Consider the following 15,570-nt stretch of genomic DNA (forward strand, 5'->3'; position numbering starts at 1 on the left):
ATATTGGCGCAATAAAAAGACACGAGCCCCTGGACCCGTGCCACTCACACATGCCCGCATGCGGTTTCGCGCGACGGTCGTCGCATCTCCCTCAACCCAGCGACATGGCGAGACTCGCGCCGCCGTCGAGCTTGAAGATCGAGACGACTTGCACCAGTTCGTGGGACTGGTTGCGCAGACTGTTGGCCGCGGCGGTCATTTGTTCCACCAGCGCGGCGTTCTGCTGGGTGGTCTCGTCCATCTGGGTGACAGCCTCACCGACCTGAGCCACGCCCAGGGATTGTTCGTTGCTGGCAGCGCTGATCTCGCCCATGGTGTCGGTGACGCGGCGGATGGAGCGAACAACTTCTGTCATGGCGACGCCGGCCTGCTCGACCTGGGCCGAACCCTGAGCGACGCGTTCCACGCTGGCGCTGATGAGTTTTTTAATTTCCTTGGCTGCATCAGCGGAACGTGCGGCCAGACTGCGCACTTCATTGGCCACCACCGCGAAGCCGCGGCCCTGTTCACCGGCACGGGCTGATTCCACCGCAGCGTTCAAGGCGAGGATGTTGGTCTGGAAGGCGATGCCGTCGATGACACCAATGATGTCGGCGATTTTCCTGGAGCTGTCGTTGATGCCCTTCATGGTTTCCACGACCTGATTGACGACTTCACCACACTGGATGGCGACCTCAGACGTGTTCATGGCCAACTGGTTCGCCTGGCGGGCATTGTCGGCGTTCTGACGCACGGTGGAGCTTAGCTCTTCCATGGAGGCGGCGGTTTCTTCCAGGGCACTGGCCTGGCTTTCTGTGCGGGCGCTGAGATCGTCGTTACCCTGGGCGATTTCGGCACTGGCGGTGGCCACGTTTTCCGAGCCGGAACGTACGTTGGAGACAACGCGCACGAGGCTGGTCTGCATGTCTCTCAGGCTGTTGAGCAACTGGCCGACTTCGTCGGTGTGGCGGTTATCGATACGGGCGGTCAAATCGCCTTCGGCGACCTGGCGGGCTACCCCGGTGGCTTTGACCAGCGGCCTCGTGATGCTGCCGGAGATCAGCCACGCACACACCACGCTCAGCAGCAGGCTGACCACGCCAAGAGCGATCATCAGCGTGCGGCTGTATTCGTAGTTGGCCTCAATCTGCGTGGCCACCCTGTCGATTTCTTCGCGCTGCTGCTTCACTAAAGCGTCGACCTTCGCCACGAAGAGTCTGGAAGCGGGGATGAACTGTTGCTCCAGCAACTGGTTCGCCTCCTCGGCTTTACCCGACTTTTTCAGTGCATAAATCTGGTCGCGGGTAGCGATAAAAGCTTTGCGCTGTTCACCGATTGCGGCAAACAAGGATTTTTCCTCGTCAGAGGTCATCAATGCTTCGATCGACTTTTGCAACGCTCCCGACACCTTGGACGAAGCCACGGCTTCTTCCACAAAGTAACTGGCAAGGCCAGGGTCAGCGCTCTTGGCAATCGCGGTCGTGCGGGTGACTGCGGTATTGATATTGCGCGACCAGTCGTTGACAAGACGCTCAGTCTGGATTGGATTGGCAACCAGATTGCGGGTTGCCTGCGCTACAGAGGACAGGCGCGCAAGCCCTATGACGATGCTGATCATCGACATGATCAATACCAGAACAAAGCCCGCCCCCAGTCGCTTGGCGATGGGCAGATTGGAAATAAACGTTGGCATAGTCGGTTTCTTCAATAACCAAAGGGAAAAATACCCGCTGACAATACGGACTATCGGAGTTCGCTCACTACACGTATACGGCTGCGAACGCCAACCCTGAAGACGCTATTCCGTGGGCCATTCCTGAAACAGAGGTAGGGATATCCTTATAAGATGTCTGCCTGTCCGCCCGCGATAGCGAATGGTGGAGTCCGGACTCCGAACGTTGGAAGTACCGATCTTGCTGGCGTAATCAATGACCAGTACCGACCTGCAGGTGAAAAGATGAACGCATTCCAGTTTCAAACCGTGCCGACGATGGTCGTTGAATTTGGCGCAGCGCGCCGTCTCGGCGCTTTGCTGCGCGCGCAATTTCCGTTGCTTACACGCCTGTGCGTGGTGACGGATGGGTTTCTTCACCAGAGTGGCCTGCTGAATCCGGCGCTCGCCGATCTCGCGGCGCACGGCTGGAACGCCACCGTGATCGACGATGTGATCGCCGATCCGCCCGAGCACATCGTGCTCGAGGCGACCTCGCGCGCGCGTGAGGCCGGCGCTGAGATCGTGCTGGGGCTCGGCGGCGGTTCGTCGATGGACGTGGCCAAGTTGATCGCCGTACTGGCGCCGCAGGATCAACAAGCGCTCAGCGAGATGTACGGTGTGAACAAGGTGACGGTGTCGCGCCTGCCGCTCGTGCAGATGCCGACCACCGCGGGCACCGGCTCGGAAGTCACGGCCGTATCGATCGTGACGGTGGGCGAGGCGAAGAAGATGGGCGTGGTCGCGCCGCAACTGGTCGCCGATCTGGCGATTCTCGACGCGGAACTCACGCTCGGACTACCGGTTGCCGCAACCGCTGCAACCGGCGTCGACGCGATGGTTCACGCGATCGAGGCGTACACGTCCGCGCATTTGAAAAACCCGGTGTCCGACATGCTGGCGGTGAAGGCGCTAGAACTTCTGTCGCGCAATCTGTTGCCCGCGTGTGAGAACGGCCAGAACCGCGCGGCGCGCGAAGCGATGTTGCTCGGCGCGGCGTTCGCTGGCCAGGCGTTCGCCAATTCACCGGTGGCCGCCGTGCATGCGCTCGCCTATCCGATCGGTGGCATCTATCACGTCCCGCACGGTCTTTCGAATGCGCTCGTGCTGCCGCACGTGTTGCGGTTCAACGCCGAGGCGGCGGCGCATCTGTACGCGGAACTCGCGGACGTAGTCGTGCCTGGCATCACGGGCAGCGCCGAAAGCCGGACGCAGGCGTTGATCGAACGGCTCGAACAGATGATTGCCGCGACCGCGATTCCGGCCAGGTTGCGCGATGTCGGCATTGAACGTAGTGGGCTCGAACGGATGGCGAGCGACGCGATGCTGCAAACGCGGCTTCTGGTGAACAACCCGCGGCCTGTTACCGAGGCCGATGCATTGGCGATTTATAGCGCTGCGTTTTAATCGGCGACGCGCGTAATTGAGGGCGGGAGTCGCCGAGATGTTTGGCGACGACTCCGCGCCGTTACGGCCGGCGGACACGTTACGTAGCATGCTACGTGGAACACGGCATCGCGCCTTTAGACAGAATCGCGTTTATGACGCGATAAATTCTTCATATCATAGTTTCTTTAACCACTTATGCGCTGAATTACTGAGATGAAGCGATAAATGGCATTTGGCGTGCAACTTGCAGTGTTGGCCCCACCAATAGTCGTTCAACGGGGACCATCATGCAAAAATTCGCCGGTCGGACAGCCATCGCTGTTGCGACATCCGCATTACTCGCGCTCTACGGTTGTGGAACCAGTAACATCGGTACTCCCAAAACCGGGCTTAGTGGCGGTGGGCTAGGCGGCACTTCGGGCTCTAGCTCGGGTAGCTCCGGCAGTTCGGGTAGCTCTGGTAGCTCGGGCAGCTCTGGTAGCTCGGGCACTTCAGGTAGCTCTGGTTCTAGCAGCTCCGGTACTAGCTCTGGTACTAGCTCTGGTACCAGCTCTGGTACTAGCTCTGGTACCAGCTCCGGTACGAGCTCTGGTACAAGCTCAGGCACTAGCTCAGGCACTAGCTCAGGCACGAGCTCCGGTACCAGCTCAGGTACCAGCTCAGGTACCAGCTCAGGCACGAGCTCCGGTACCAGCTCAGGCACCAGCTCCGGTACGAGCTCAGGCACCAGCTCCGGCACCAGTTCCGGTACGAGCTCTGGTACCAGTTCCGGTACGAGCTCTGGTACCAGTTCCGGTACGAGCTCCGGCACCAGCTCCGGCACCAGTTCCGGTACGAGCTCCGGTACGAGCTCCGGTACGAGCTCCGGCACCTCAGGCACCTCCTCCACCCCTATCGGCAACATCGTCACGCAAGGCGGCAACCTCATCACTGCCGTGGGCACGACCGTCGCTGATACGGGTTCCAAGATCACCGGCACTTCAGTCCCTGGCGTCAACGGCGCAACGACTGCGAATCTCGGCGCCGCGATCACCGATCTCGGCAACGGCGTCAAGGTACTCGGCAACGGCACGGCCGCAGGCCTCGGCACGCTGGGCAGTTCGACCAATCCGCTTGGCCCGACCCTGACCTCCACATCGGGCCTCGTTACTAATGCAGGCGCGGCCGTTACGGCGGTGGGCGGTGTGGTGACAAGTCTCGGAACCGGGCCGCTTGCGCCGCTCGCACCCGTCACGTCGACGGTGGGTACCGTTGTCGCCGGTGTGGGCGCCGGCGTCATCAAAGTGGGCGCGGGATTGAACTCGGCGCTGACCAGCTCGCCGGTTCAACAGGTCGAGACCCAACTGAGCACGGTCATCAACCCGATCACCCTCGTCGTCTCGAATACGACGCAGACCATCGGCAACACCACGGGTCTCGGCGCGCCGCTCAACGGCTTGCTGAGCACCATCGGCAACGGACTCGATTCGGCCGGCCAGAAGGTGTCCGGCGCGACGGGTGATCAGGTCGGCAAAGATATCGGCGGCGTAGTGAGCCAGCTTGGCAAGACGGTCACGAGCACCGGCGGACTGCTGACGGGCGCGACGACCAACCCGCTGGCGCCGATCGCCGGCCTGGTGGGCCCGCTCGGAGGACTGGGCGGATCGACTGGATCGGGTGGCGGCCTCAGCATCCCGCCGCTGACCGGCCTGATCGGCAACCTGGGTTCGCTCGGTGGGACCGGTAGCAGCGGTAATCCGCTCGCGCCGATCACCGGACTCCTCGGCGGCCTGGGTTCGCTCGGTGGCACCTCGGGCGGCAATGGCGGCCCGCTCGCACCGGTCACCGGACTTCTCGGCAACCTGGGTTCGCTCGGCGGCACTTCCGGCGGCAACGGCGGCCCGCTCGCACCGGTCACGGGTCTTGTCACGACGTTGACCTCGACGCTGGGCGGCGCCGCAGGCCAAAGCTCACCGCTCGCGCCCGTCACCGGTCTCGTCACGACGCTGACTTCGACGCTGAGCGGCGCATCGTCCGGTAAAGCCTCGCCGCTCGCGCCAGTCACTGGCCTCGTGAGCGGCCTGACCGGTGGCGCGGGCAGTGCCGGGAGTGGTTCGTCCAGCACGAATCCGCTGGCGCCGGTGACGAACCTTGTCACCGGATTGCTGGGTGGCGTCGCAGGTAAATAAGCGGTAATCAGCACAGCGGCCGGGACTTAAAAAATCAAAAGCCCGGCCGCTATCAATGTCATGACTACGAGGATGACATGAACTCCACTCTGGATAACGTGGCGCACGTGCAGGAGCAGCGGCCGCGTTCGGCGACGCCGTTTTCCGTCGGCCTGCTTGGCATCGCCGTCGGCCTTCTAACACTCTGGCTGCTGCGCGACAGTACCGCGCTGGATGGCGCGCGCCGCAGCACCGCCGCCTGCCTCGCGATCATCGCAACGATCGCTCTATACGAACTGTTCGTCGCACGCGTGTATCTACGCCCAAGCGCCGGCCTTACGGGTCAGGCGGTTCGACCACTCAGCATCGCGCGTGTAGGCTTGCGTCTTGCCGCGCTGGCTTCCGTGTATGTCAGCATCGGTGTGCTCTACTGGCTCTTGCCCGAGTATCACGGCACCTTCTATAACCCCTTCTGGTCTCTGATCCGCACGCTCGCACCGTACCTGATCGTGGCCGCGCCGTTTTACTTTGCGTGGATGGACAGACGTCAACGCGAAGTCGACGATGCCTATATGTTGTGGGGCCGCCTCGTATTCCTCGGGCAGCGTCCAGGCAACTGGAAGCCGGTGCGTGAAATGCTCGCCGGATGGATGGTGAAAGCGTTCTTCCTGCCGCTGATGATCACCTATCTTTCCACCGATGCGGACCATATCGGCGCCTCGCTTGCGACCGCCATGAACGCGCCGTTCTCGCTTGCGACGTTCAGGTTCATGTACGACCTGTCCTTCACGATGGACCTGATGTTCGGCACGGTGGGTTATCTGTGCACACTGCGCATTCTCGATACCCACGTGCGTAGCGCGGAGCCGACCACGCTCGGCTGGCTGGTTGCACTTCTCTGTTATCAGCCGTTCTGGTCGGTGATCTCGGCCCAGTACATGCACTACCAGGGCGCGATGTTCTGGGACAGCTGGTTGATATCCGTGCCCATTGTTCGAATCATCTGGGGCACCGTGATTATCGCGTTGGTCTTCTGCTACGCGCTTTCCACCATCGCGTTCGGATTGCGGTTTTCGAACCTGACCAATCGCGGCATCATCACGTCAGGCCCTTATCGCTTCACGAAGCATCCCGCCTACATCACGAAGAATCTCTCGTTCTGGATGGTCTCGGTGCCGTTCATCGAACCCATGGGCTGGCAAGTCGGGCTCACGCACTGCTTCGCGCTGGCGTGCGTCAATCTGCTGTATTTCATGCGCGCTAAAACCGAGGAGCGGCATCTGATGAACGATCCCGACTACCGGGCGTACGCAGAATGGATCGCGAGGAACGGGCTGTTCGCCAGGATCACACGTGCGTTTGAATGAGATGTTTATGCTACGAACGCGGCCGAGTGCATTTATTGCAGCGCACCATTCTTTAGCGGCGTGAAGATGGTGATGAGTATCTTTGACCGCCTGTAGGCAGTCACCGGTGGATGCAGACGAGCGCGCCCGTTGCCAATTTTCCGCGAGCAGTGGGTGCGCGTCTCAATGACATCGCAGGCAGGACGTTACGTAACGTCCTCTGCCGTGTTCACGACTCGCAGCTTGGCGCCAGCACATTGGCCAGCCCGGCCTTCGGGCGAGAGAACAGAAAGCCTTGCACCAACGCTTGCGGCCATGACGCGCTCAACCATTGCAACTGTGCTTTGGTCTCGACGCCATTCACCACGATCTGCACGTCGAGCGCATGAAGCAGATCCAGCAACGCCGACATCACTACGCAGGCACGAGGATCGCGTGGAACCGCTGCCATCAACTCAGGCGCAATCGTGAAGGTGTCCACGTCGAGCGCGCCGAGCAGTGCGAGCGAAGACGCGCCATTGCCCCACTTGCCCAGCGAGACGCCGGTTCCCGCAGACCGAAGGCCAGCCGTCAAAGTACGCAAAGACAAGAGACGTGCTGCATCTGCGCTATCGGGCACTTCGATTTCAAGCAGGTTGCCCGGCACGCCATACGATCGCGCGATGCGCGTGAGGTCGTCGGCAAACGATTCGAGCACGGCTACCTGCGCCGGCACCGTGATCGCGACCGGCAGCAACGCCATCTTCGACGACAGGCAATCGCGCAGTTCACGGCACACGCCATCGATGACGAACAAGGCCATCTCCAGCGCAACCTGCGGGTGCTCGAGCGGCATCATGAAAATACCGGGTAGCAGCAACCCGTAGTCGGGATGCGTCCATCGAACCTGCGCTTCGAGGCGAGCCAGCGCGCCACCTGCCGCGCGATAAGCCCCCTGAAACACGAGATGAAATTCACCCGCGTGCAGACCCTGGTGGACGCGGCTTTCGAGTTCGCTCAGTTCCATGGGATCGTCGCGTGAGTCATCCCAATTGGTCTGTTCAACGCAAACGTTACGCATGCCGAATGTCGTTGCGAGCGATACAGGCTTGTCATAGTCGAGCGATAGCATGGCGTAGGCGCAATTTTTTAACCTGACTAACGCATGCACATGTCGTGCCAAGCGGCACGTTCACTGCGCGACTATCCGCGGCCTTGGCCAACAAGCCCTTTAGTTCAATGGTTTACGGCCATCCGATCAAATCTGTCGAAGCGTAATTTCAATCGCCAAACGTTTGTATGAACGCGGATGTTACGTAGCGTTTCGCATCGACGTTACGGGGCCGCACAAAACGTCGAACGCGCCGGCTACCACAAGTCCATCGCTTCAAACGGCGAAACCATGTCATGCGTCGTGAATAAGATCGCTAAACAACAAGCGATAAATGAAGGCGTCGCACCGCAACAATAAAATTTGACCGAGAAAAAAAGATTTACTAGTATCGGCAGCAAACGCAGCATGTAACGACTGCGCATTCCCTACACAGTCATTCAAGGCGGCAGATGCTTCAGATCCCCCTCACCGACGCCGATTGGGCGCGTGTTCAGAGTCTTTTTCCCGTGGTTTCGTCAGGGCGCGGGCGCCCTCGCCGCAGTGATCGCGAGATCCTCAACGCGATACTCTGGGTGCTGCAGACGAAAGAAAAGTGGCACAGGCTGCCGGCCACTTTTCCGCCGCAACAGACTTGTTATCTTCGATACATGGCTTGGAAAAAAACGGGCGTTCTTGACCAGGTGAACGAGCGCCTGCCACTGTGCGACCACGAGCTTTCAACTTGCTGAATCAGCGGTAATAATTGTTTTGCATACCGTATCGATTCAAAGGCGAACATGTGTTTCACAGATGGTCGCAGTGATCGCTCGCACCCTTCAGCGCGTCAGGCCTTCCCATTCATTCGATCCATCACCGCCAGCAGATCAGCGAGCGCCTGCTTGCATTCCGCTGCGTTCGGCGTGCCGGCGCGCAACGCACTCAGCGCGCGGTCGATCGCTTTGTCGACGGTATGCCAGTCAGCTGCGGCTCGAGGCTTCAGCGAAGGCTCGGCGTCGTCCCATGCGAGTTCCAGATCCTTGATGCGCGCCTTACCGCCCGCGAGATTGCCTTGGTCGACGAGTACCGCGGTGTCAGCGGCGATCTTGCGGAACGGCGAGAGGTCGCCGAGCTTTGATGCCTTGACGGGCTCGGCAGCCGCAGCCGACGGAAAGCCGATCCCACCTGCCTCGCGATGCCCGAAGCTAACGGCGCTGAGGGCAATGAAAGAAGCGATGACGGCTTTGTTGAGCGTGCGTTGGTTCATGATTGTTCACTTCCGTTTGATTCAACATACGATTGAAAAGGGCTACGTCTACGACCTGTCGAGCGACACGCGCTCAAGGCTCACGTGTGGCGATCGCGCGCGTGGAGCGCTGTTCGACTGCGCTCGCGAAGACGACCAGAACGACAATGGCACTCAGAAAGAGCACGCTCGTATTGATCGTGCCGAGGCCGATACCGCCGTATGCGCGTGACTGCGAGAGCAGATCGCCGAACGAGGCGCCCAACGGCCGCGTCAGAATGTAGGCGAGCCAGAACGTCAGCACCGGATTCCCGCCGACGTAGTAGATGGCGCACACCAATGCGATTAGCGCGCCGAATACCACCACGCCGATCATGAAGCCGAGTCCCAACGCTTCTGTCGCGAGATCACCGGCAGCGGTGCCCAGCGCGAAGGTGAACAACACGGCGGCCCAATAGAAAAGCTCCCGCCGCGTCGTGTAGATGGTGTGAATCGACAGTGTCCGTTCACTGCGATACCAGAGCGCGAACACCACAGCCAGCGCGAGTGCAAACGCGATCGTGCTGGCATAGAGACTGATGCCGAGCTTGTCGGTCAGCGCATCGGTAATCTGCGTGCCGACCACACTGACCAGCACCACGGTCAGCCAGTAAATCCACGGCACGTACTTGCGCATGCGAAGCTGCACGGCCAACGCGGCAATCAGCAACGTGAGCATCATTGCGCCGGTGAGCGCGGTGCCGAGCCCCACGTGAACGGCCAGATAGTCCGCGCCGGTCTCGCCGACGGTGGTCGCCATGATCTTGATCGCCCAGAAGACAAGTGTTGCCTCGGGCACTTTGTTGCGCATCTCGGCAACACGATAAGTCGAGGTCTCTAGCAAGCGGGTTCTCCCATCAATAGGCATTCAATTCGACGTTGCGAGCAGGCGCGCTTGCGCTCGCTCGATGCGGCGAATAGTGCAATGGGGAACCTTAGGAAAGCCTTACGGAGTGATCTGCTGCGCTATAACGACTCGGCAAACGCTTCGCACGGCACTTCTTCGCGCAGGATGTAGCCAAGCCCGCGCAAGGTCATGATCTTCGCGCTGGAACTCGCCAGATGTTTGCGCAGGCGGTGAATGTAAATGTCGATGGCATCGGCGCTGGGTTCGTCGTCGAGCGTGAACACCTTGTCCATCAGGGTGGACTTCGAGACGGTCTTGCCCTGCTTCAGCATTAGCGTTTCGAGGATGGCGTGTTCGCGCCGCCGTAACGGCAAGGGCTCGTTTTGCAAGACGAATTCGCGGGAATCGAACAGATAGCGCAGATCGCCGCAGTCGATCGACTGACCCTTATCGCCGGCCGCCTGACGGCGGATCAGCGCCTTGATGCGCGCCACCAACTCGCGCGCATCGAAAGGTTTGACGACGTAATCGTCCGCGCCGGCCGAGAAGCAGGCCACTTTGTCGTCGGTCGAGCCGTTGGCGGTGAGCATCAGCACCGGCACGTTGTCGCGTTTACGCCGTAGACGCGCCAGCACGTCCTTGCCGCCAATGCCGGGCAAGCGCAGATCGAGCAACACTGCGTCGTAGCACCGCATGCCGAGCAGCGTCTCCGCACGCTCGCCGTCCTGCGCCCAGTCAACCACGAAATTCTCGACCTGCATCAGGTTCATCACCCAGCGCGCGAGGTCAGCGTCGTCTTCAACGAGCAGCAGTTTCATAGGTTTCCCCTGATTTGGCGGCGCATCACACCACCGCCGACCATAGTCGCATCTCGACGGTGGCGACCAGGCCGACACCGCCCTCACCCGGCTCGAGCGTAACCGTGCCGCCTTGCCGGCAGGCGATCTCGCGCACGATCGGCAAACCGAGCCCGGTTCCGTCAGCGTGGCTCGACGCGCGATAGAAACGTTCGAACACACGCACTCTCGCCTCGGCTTTGATACCTGGCCCGTTGTCGATCACCCGCACGATCGCCCTGTCATTACCGCGCTGCGTGTGCACAGTGACGCGACCACCGGGTTGCGTATAGCGCAGCGCGTTATCGACGAGATTGGTCACCAACGCCGCGGTCAGCGCCTCGTCGCCGGTTACGTACAGACCGTCTTCCAACTCGGCGCCCAGGTCGATTTCACGCGACTGCGCGAACGCTATCAACTCCTCCAGCACCCCCGCGATCAACGCGCTCAGATCGACCCGTTCGCGCGTACTGGAAGGCGCGGCGGATTCGGCTTGAGCGAGCAGCAACAGTTTGTTGGTCAAGGTGGTCAGCTTGCGGCTGCTTTTATGCATGCCGGCCAGTGCCTCGCTGAGCGGCGCGTCCCGATTCTCACGTTGCCGCGCGAACTGGATCTGCGCCACCAGCAGCGCGAGCGGTGTACGCAACTGATGCGCCGCGTCGGAGATGAATTGCCGCTGCGTCGCGGCCTGCTGGCCCATGCGCGCGATGCACTGGTTGATCGCTTCGACAATGGGTCTTAATTCGACATGCAAGCGCGCCACGCGTATCGGTTCAAGTTGCGACGCGTTACGATCGGCGACGTCGTCTTTCACCTTCATCAACGGCCGCAATTCGAAAGTCAGCCCGAGATAGACGAACACCATCGCGAGCACCAGCGTGAGCACTTCGCCGAACAGTTGCGGCCGCAGCAGGCGCCACACCATGGCGTCGCGCGAACCTTCCGTTTTCGCGACCGCGACGACAACTTCTTCGGTGCGGCCCGAGTCGTATAGCTGCCGCACGTAAGTAGCCGCGCGCACGGCACGGCCGTCTTCGAGATGGGTGGAATAGAGCATCGGCACGTCGCTCACGCCGCGCGGCAACGGTAACTCGGGACTGCCGGCCAGCAGGCGGTGGCCGCTTGCTTCGACGCGATAGAACACACTGTCCTGTTCCGGCGACTCGAACAGCTCGAGCGCGGCCGGCGGAATCTGGACCGACACGTTGCCGTTATCCCAGTCGATGTCCTCGCCAATGATGCGTATCGACGATAGCAACGCGTTATTCTGAACCAGGTCGGCCGTGGTCTGCGCGTTGCGATACGAAATCATGCCTGAAATGGAAACGAACGCCGCCAGCGGCAGCAAGAGCCACCACAACAAGCGTCCGCGCAGACTGCCTGAAAACACGATTCTTCGTTCCTCTCTGCTGGATGTCTCCGCTATGTCCCGCGTGCGCGGTTGGCGTTCGATGAATCGCCTGCTTCAAATTCTAGGGGTACAAATCCTTCTACAGGCTTTCGATCACGCGTTTCCTGTGCCGATTGCGGGTTTGTCCCGAGTACTTTTGAAGCTGCCGATTTGAAGCGGCCGAGTTAACCGGCCTGAGATTCTTCCGTCGGTGCGCGCGGAAACGAGACGGTCACATGCACGCCTTTACCGCCCTCACCCGGCTTAAGCACAATCTCCCCATGATGGGCGTCCGCGATTTCACGCACGATGGCGAGGCCCAGCCCGGTCCCTTCAGTATCTGTCGACGCCCGAAAGAACGGCTCGAACACGCGGGTGCGCGATTCGGCGGGAATGCCGGGACCATCGTCCAGCACCGTCACGGTAACTGTATCGGCTTGACCGCTGACCGCCACCGTGACGTGGCCGCCGCTGCCGGTATAGCGGATCGCGTTCTCCGCAAGGTTGGCGATCAACGCCTGAAGCAAGCCGCGATGCCCTGCCACCGGCGCGGGGCCGTTCAGTTCCGCGCCCAGATCGATGTCCCGGGCCTGCGCGAGCAACGCCAGATCCTCCACCACTTCCATCGCCAGCGGCACCAGATCGACCGTTTCCACCGCCAGTTGCTTGTTGTCGGCAGCCTCGGCCTGCGCGAGCAACAGCAGCTTGTTCGTGAGTCCGACCATCGAACGATTACTGCGGTGCATCGCGGCGAGCGCCTCGTCGAGCGCGGGATTCAGGCCGTCCTGCTGGCGTGCAAACTGCAACTGCGTGCCGAGCAGCGTGAGCGGCGTGCGCAACTGGTGCGCGGCGTCGGCGATAAAACGCCGCTGTGCGGCCACCTGCACGCCGAGCCGCGCGATACATTGATTGATCGCTTCGACGATCGGCCGCAACTCGGTATGCAGGCGCTCGACGCGAATCGGTTCGAGCTGCATGGGGTCACGGTCGGCGACCTCTTCCTTCACTTTCATCAGCGGCCGCAATTCGAAGGTAAGGCCGATGCAGGCCAGCGCGACCGCCAGCACGATCATCTCGATCTGCCGCACGAGTTGCGGTTGCCACAATTGCTGAGCCATCGCGTCGCGCGAGCGTACGGTCTTGCCCACCGTCACGCGTACGCGGCGCGTCGCACCGTTGTCGTACATCAGGCGCACGAGGCCGACCGCGCGTACGGGTTGCCCGTGGAGTTCGGTGTCGTAGTGATCGGCCGTGTCGGGCGAGCGCGCCGAGCGCTGCGGAAAATCCGGCGTGCCCGCCAGCAGGCGGCCATCGTCGACCAGCACGCTGTAGAACACCTGATCGCGATAGGGTGACACGAACACTTCAAGCGCGGCGGGTGGCACATCCACGCGCAGAAACCCATCTACCCACTCCACTTCACCGGCGATCATCCGCGCCGATGAGATAAGTTGATTGTCCTGCACCAGGTCCGCCGTGCGCCGCGCGTTGTCGTATTCCGCTTTGCCCGTGACGAACACGTACAACGCAAGCGGCACCAGCAGCCACCACAGCAGACGCATGCGCAGGCTATTGGTCATCTTCTTTCTTGCGCAGCAGATAACCGAGTCCGCGCAACGTGACGATCGCGGCCGAGCTGCCGTCGAGTTTCTTACGCAGCCGCGAAATGTAGATTTCGACCGCGTCCTCGCTCGGCTCGTCCGCGAGCGTGAAGATCGCATCGACCAGGGCGGGCTTGGTTACCGTCTTGCCCAAACGCAGGATCAGCGTTTCGAGCACCGAGCGCTCGCGCGGCGTCACGTTCAGCGGCGCGCCCTTCAGCGTGAACTGGCGCGTGTCGATGTCGAACGCGAGATCGCCGCACACCACCTCGCTCGCCTTCGAGGGCGACTGGCGGCGGATCGCCACCTTGATGCGCGCGATCAGCTCGCGTACTTCAAAAGGCTTGACCAGGTAGTCGTCCGCGCCGGCGCCGAGCAGTTCCACTTTTTCGTCGATCGAACCGCTCGCCGTCAGGATCAGCACCGGCGTGGCGTCACCGCGCTGGCGCAAACGGCGCAGCACGTTCTTGCCCGACAGCTTCGGCAGATTCAGGTCGAGCAGGATCACGTCGTAGTGATTGGTGCGCAGCAAGCGGTCGGCGGCGTCGCCGTCCTGCACGGCGTCGAGCGCGAACGCCTCCTGCTCCAGCATCTTCGCGAGCCAGTGCGCCAGCGTGGGGTTGTCTTCGATGAGCAGCAGCTTCATGGGGAGAACGGCGAAATAGGCAACTTAATGCGCGGCAAAAGTCAGGACGCCGATTGTGCCGTAAAACAAGGGCTTTGCGCGCGGCTTGGGTGCTTTGTGGCGCACGTTATGGGGTTTGCCAGGGGGCGCCCCAAAGATTACGGAGGATTTTCGGGTTAACACCCATGATTTGCTCGCAGCCCCGAAAGCTGCCAGAAGGTTTCAGATTTCTATAATCGCCGTCATTCGTCCAGAAAGCGCCGTATCCGCACAGGGCGGCGAATAAACCTCAGGAGACTGCTTCATGCGTACCTTGCGCCAGATTGCCGCCGTGTCAGGTGTTGCGTTTACCCTTGCCGCCGCTTCGGCCGCGGCCCATGCGGAGAAGCTGACGATCATGGTCGGCGGCGCCACCAAGATCATCTATCTGCCGGCCAAGCTCACGGAGCAGCTCGGCTACTTCAAGGACGAAGGCCTCGACGTCGAAATCCTTTCGCAACCGGCCGGCGTGGATGCGGAAAACGAACTGCTGGCGGGCGCGGTGCAAGGCGTGGTGGGCTTCTACGACCACACCATCGACTTGCAGAGCAAGGGCAAGGAAGTCCAGGCGCTGGTGATTTTCGGCCAGGTGCCGGGTGAAGTGGAAATGGTCGCCACCAAATCGGCCGAGACCTTCAAGAGCATGGCCGACTCGAAGGGCAAGACGCTCGGCGTGACCGGCCTCGGCTCGTCGACCAGCTTCCTCACGCAATACCTCGCGCAACGCGCGGGCGTGCCGTCTACGCAGTACACGCTGCTGCCGGTTGGCGCGGACAACAGCTTTATCGCCGCCATCAAGCAGAACCGTATCGACGCGGGCATGACTACCGAGCCGACCGTCTCGCAGTTGCTGAAGACGGGCGATGCCAAGGTGCTGGTTGATATGCGCACGCTGGAAGGCACGCGCGCTGCGCTCGGCGGCACATATCCGGCTTCGAGCTTCTACGTGCAGCGCGCATGGGCCGAGTCGCATAAGGATGACGCCACGAAGCTCTCGCACGCCTTCGCGAAGACGCTGAACTTCATCGCGACCCACAGCGCGGAAGAGATCGCCGCGAAGATGCCGAAGGACTACTACGGCAACAACAAGGATCTGTACGTCGGCGCGCTGAAAGCGTCGCTGCCGATGTTCACGAAGGACGGCAAGATGCCCGCCGACGGCCCGGAAACTGTCCTGAAGGTGCTGTCGGCGTTCAATCCTTCGGTGAAGGGCAAGCATATCGACCTCGCCAAGACCTACAGCAACGACTACGTGTCGGCACCGGTCAAGACCGCGGCGAAGTAACGCCCTCGAAGCAAAGCCCTT

Annotated in this window: 13 protein-coding genes; 5 read left to right on the plus strand and 8 right to left on the minus strand. The window is 61.3% G+C overall.

Annotated features, from left to right (window positions below; genetic code table 11):
• Positions 1–91: 91 nt before the first annotated feature.
• Entirely contained in the window at positions 92–1,672 is a 1,581-nt protein-coding gene (locus tag M0D66_RS00625) for a methyl-accepting chemotaxis protein (protein ID WP_211705926.1), read from the minus strand.
• A gap of 264 nt (positions 1,673–1,936) precedes the next feature.
• Here M0D66_RS00625 and M0D66_RS00630 point away from each other — a divergent pair, with 264 nt between their 5' ends.
• The 3 genes from M0D66_RS00630 to M0D66_RS00645 all read left to right on the plus strand — a co-directional run bounded on the left by M0D66_RS00630 (position 1,937) and on the right by M0D66_RS00645 (position 6,593).
• A complete protein-coding gene (locus M0D66_RS00630) occupies positions 1,937–3,097 on the plus strand; it encodes an iron-containing alcohol dehydrogenase (protein ID WP_211705927.1) in 1,161 nt (386 codons plus the stop codon).
• 269 nt (positions 3,098–3,366) lie between these two features.
• The gene (locus tag M0D66_RS00640; RefSeq protein ID WP_308112668.1) at positions 3,367–5,247 is read left to right on the plus strand and encodes a collagen-like triple helix repeat-containing protein; all 1,881 of its coding nucleotides are present in this window, start codon (positions 3,367–3,369) and stop codon (positions 5,245–5,247) included.
• 77 nt (positions 5,248–5,324) lie between these two features.
• Positions 5,325–6,593 (plus strand): isoprenylcysteine carboxylmethyltransferase family protein, encoded by a 1,269-nt coding sequence (locus M0D66_RS00645; protein WP_211705929.1) that lies wholly within the window; start codon positions 5,325–5,327, stop codon positions 6,591–6,593.
• A 208-nt stretch (positions 6,594–6,801) separates the two neighbouring features.
• Here the strand turns inward: M0D66_RS00645 and M0D66_RS00650 are convergent, their stop codons facing one another.
• Positions 6,802–7,578, minus strand: a complete 777-nt coding sequence (locus M0D66_RS00650) for an EAL domain-containing protein (RefSeq protein WP_266208844.1) — start codon at positions 7,576–7,578, stop codon at positions 6,802–6,804.
• Positions 7,579–8,114: 536 nt separating this feature from the next.
• Here M0D66_RS00650 and M0D66_RS37910 point away from each other — a divergent pair.
• Positions 8,115–8,393, plus strand: coding sequence for a transposase (locus tag M0D66_RS37910; RefSeq protein ID WP_093637563.1), 279 nt, complete (start codon positions 8,115–8,117; stop codon positions 8,391–8,393).
• A gap of 95 nt (positions 8,394–8,488) precedes the next feature.
• On the opposite strand, the gene M0D66_RS00655 is transcribed toward M0D66_RS37910, so the two are convergent.
• From M0D66_RS00655 to M0D66_RS00680, 6 genes are all read right to left on the minus strand, one after another.
• Positions 8,489–8,908 (minus strand): histidine kinase, encoded by a 420-nt coding sequence (locus M0D66_RS00655; protein WP_208620684.1) that lies wholly within the window; start codon positions 8,906–8,908, stop codon positions 8,489–8,491.
• A gap of 73 nt (positions 8,909–8,981) precedes the next feature.
• Complete coding sequence (locus M0D66_RS00660; RefSeq protein ID WP_200653535.1) at positions 8,982–9,737, minus strand: hypothetical protein; 756 nt, start codon at positions 9,735–9,737, stop codon at positions 8,982–8,984.
• Between the two features lie 155 nt (positions 9,738–9,892).
• Positions 9,893–10,591 carry a response regulator gene (locus M0D66_RS00665; protein ID WP_211705930.1) on the minus strand — a complete coding sequence of 233 codons (699 nt, stop codon included), beginning with the start codon at positions 10,589–10,591 and terminating at the stop codon, positions 9,893–9,895.
• A gap of 25 nt (positions 10,592–10,616) precedes the next feature.
• Positions 10,617–11,999, minus strand: a complete 1,383-nt coding sequence (locus M0D66_RS00670) for a sensor histidine kinase (protein ID WP_093637570.1) — start codon at positions 11,997–11,999, stop codon at positions 10,617–10,619.
• Between the two features lie 185 nt (positions 12,000–12,184).
• Positions 12,185–13,579, minus strand: a complete 1,395-nt coding sequence (locus M0D66_RS00675) for a sensor histidine kinase (protein WP_211705931.1) — start codon at positions 13,577–13,579, stop codon at positions 12,185–12,187.
• Positions 13,569–14,246: a response regulator gene (locus tag M0D66_RS00680; protein ID WP_027778124.1), complete on the minus strand. Its 678-nt coding sequence runs from the start codon at positions 14,244–14,246 to the stop codon at positions 13,569–13,571. The genes M0D66_RS00675 and M0D66_RS00680 overlap by 11 nt, the downstream gene beginning before the upstream one ends.
• Positions 14,247–14,529: 283 nt before the next feature.
• Here M0D66_RS00680 and M0D66_RS00685 point away from each other — a divergent pair, with 283 nt between their 5' ends.
• Positions 14,530–15,549 carry an ABC transporter substrate-binding protein gene (locus M0D66_RS00685; protein ID WP_093637576.1) on the plus strand — a complete coding sequence of 340 codons (1,020 nt, stop codon included), beginning with the start codon at positions 14,530–14,532 and terminating at the stop codon, positions 15,547–15,549.
• Positions 15,550–15,570: the final 21 nt, after the last annotated feature.

Origin of the sequence: Paraburkholderia sp. SECH2 (assembly GCF_030464795.1) — a bacterium.
Lineage (GTDB): Bacteria > Pseudomonadota > Gammaproteobacteria > Burkholderiales > Burkholderiaceae > Paraburkholderia > Paraburkholderia aspalathi.

Coding starts and splice junctions, on each gene's coding strand:
- M0D66_RS00625 (WP_211705926.1), bottom strand. CDS start 1,672: ATGCCAACGTTTATTTCCAATCTGCCCATCGCCAAGCGACTGGGGGCG.
- M0D66_RS00630 (WP_211705927.1), top strand. CDS start 1,937: ATGAACGCATTCCAGTTTCAAACCGTGCCGACGATGGTCGTTGAATTT.
- M0D66_RS00640 (WP_308112668.1), top strand. CDS start 3,367: ATGCAAAAATTCGCCGGTCGGACAGCCATCGCTGTTGCGACATCCGCA.
- M0D66_RS00645 (WP_211705929.1), top strand. CDS start 5,325: ATGAACTCCACTCTGGATAACGTGGCGCACGTGCAGGAGCAGCGGCCG.
- M0D66_RS00650 (WP_266208844.1), bottom strand. CDS start 7,578: ATGGAACTGAGCGAACTCGAAAGCCGCGTCCACCAGGGTCTGCACGCG.
- M0D66_RS37910 (WP_093637563.1), top strand. CDS start 8,115: ATGCTTCAGATCCCCCTCACCGACGCCGATTGGGCGCGTGTTCAGAGT.
- M0D66_RS00655 (WP_208620684.1), bottom strand. CDS start 8,908: ATGAACCAACGCACGCTCAACAAAGCCGTCATCGCTTCTTTCATTGCC.
- M0D66_RS00660 (WP_200653535.1), bottom strand. CDS start 9,737: ATGCGCAACAAAGTGCCCGAGGCAACACTTGTCTTCTGGGCGATCAAG.
- M0D66_RS00665 (WP_211705930.1), bottom strand. CDS start 10,591: ATGAAACTGCTGCTCGTTGAAGACGACGCTGACCTCGCGCGCTGGGTG.
- M0D66_RS00675 (WP_211705931.1), bottom strand. CDS start 13,579: ATGACCAATAGCCTGCGCATGCGTCTGCTGTGGTGGCTGCTGGTGCCG.
- M0D66_RS00680 (WP_027778124.1), bottom strand. CDS start 14,246: ATGAAGCTGCTGCTCATCGAAGACAACCCCACGCTGGCGCACTGGCTC.
- M0D66_RS00685 (WP_093637576.1), top strand. CDS start 14,530: ATGCGTACCTTGCGCCAGATTGCCGCCGTGTCAGGTGTTGCGTTTACC.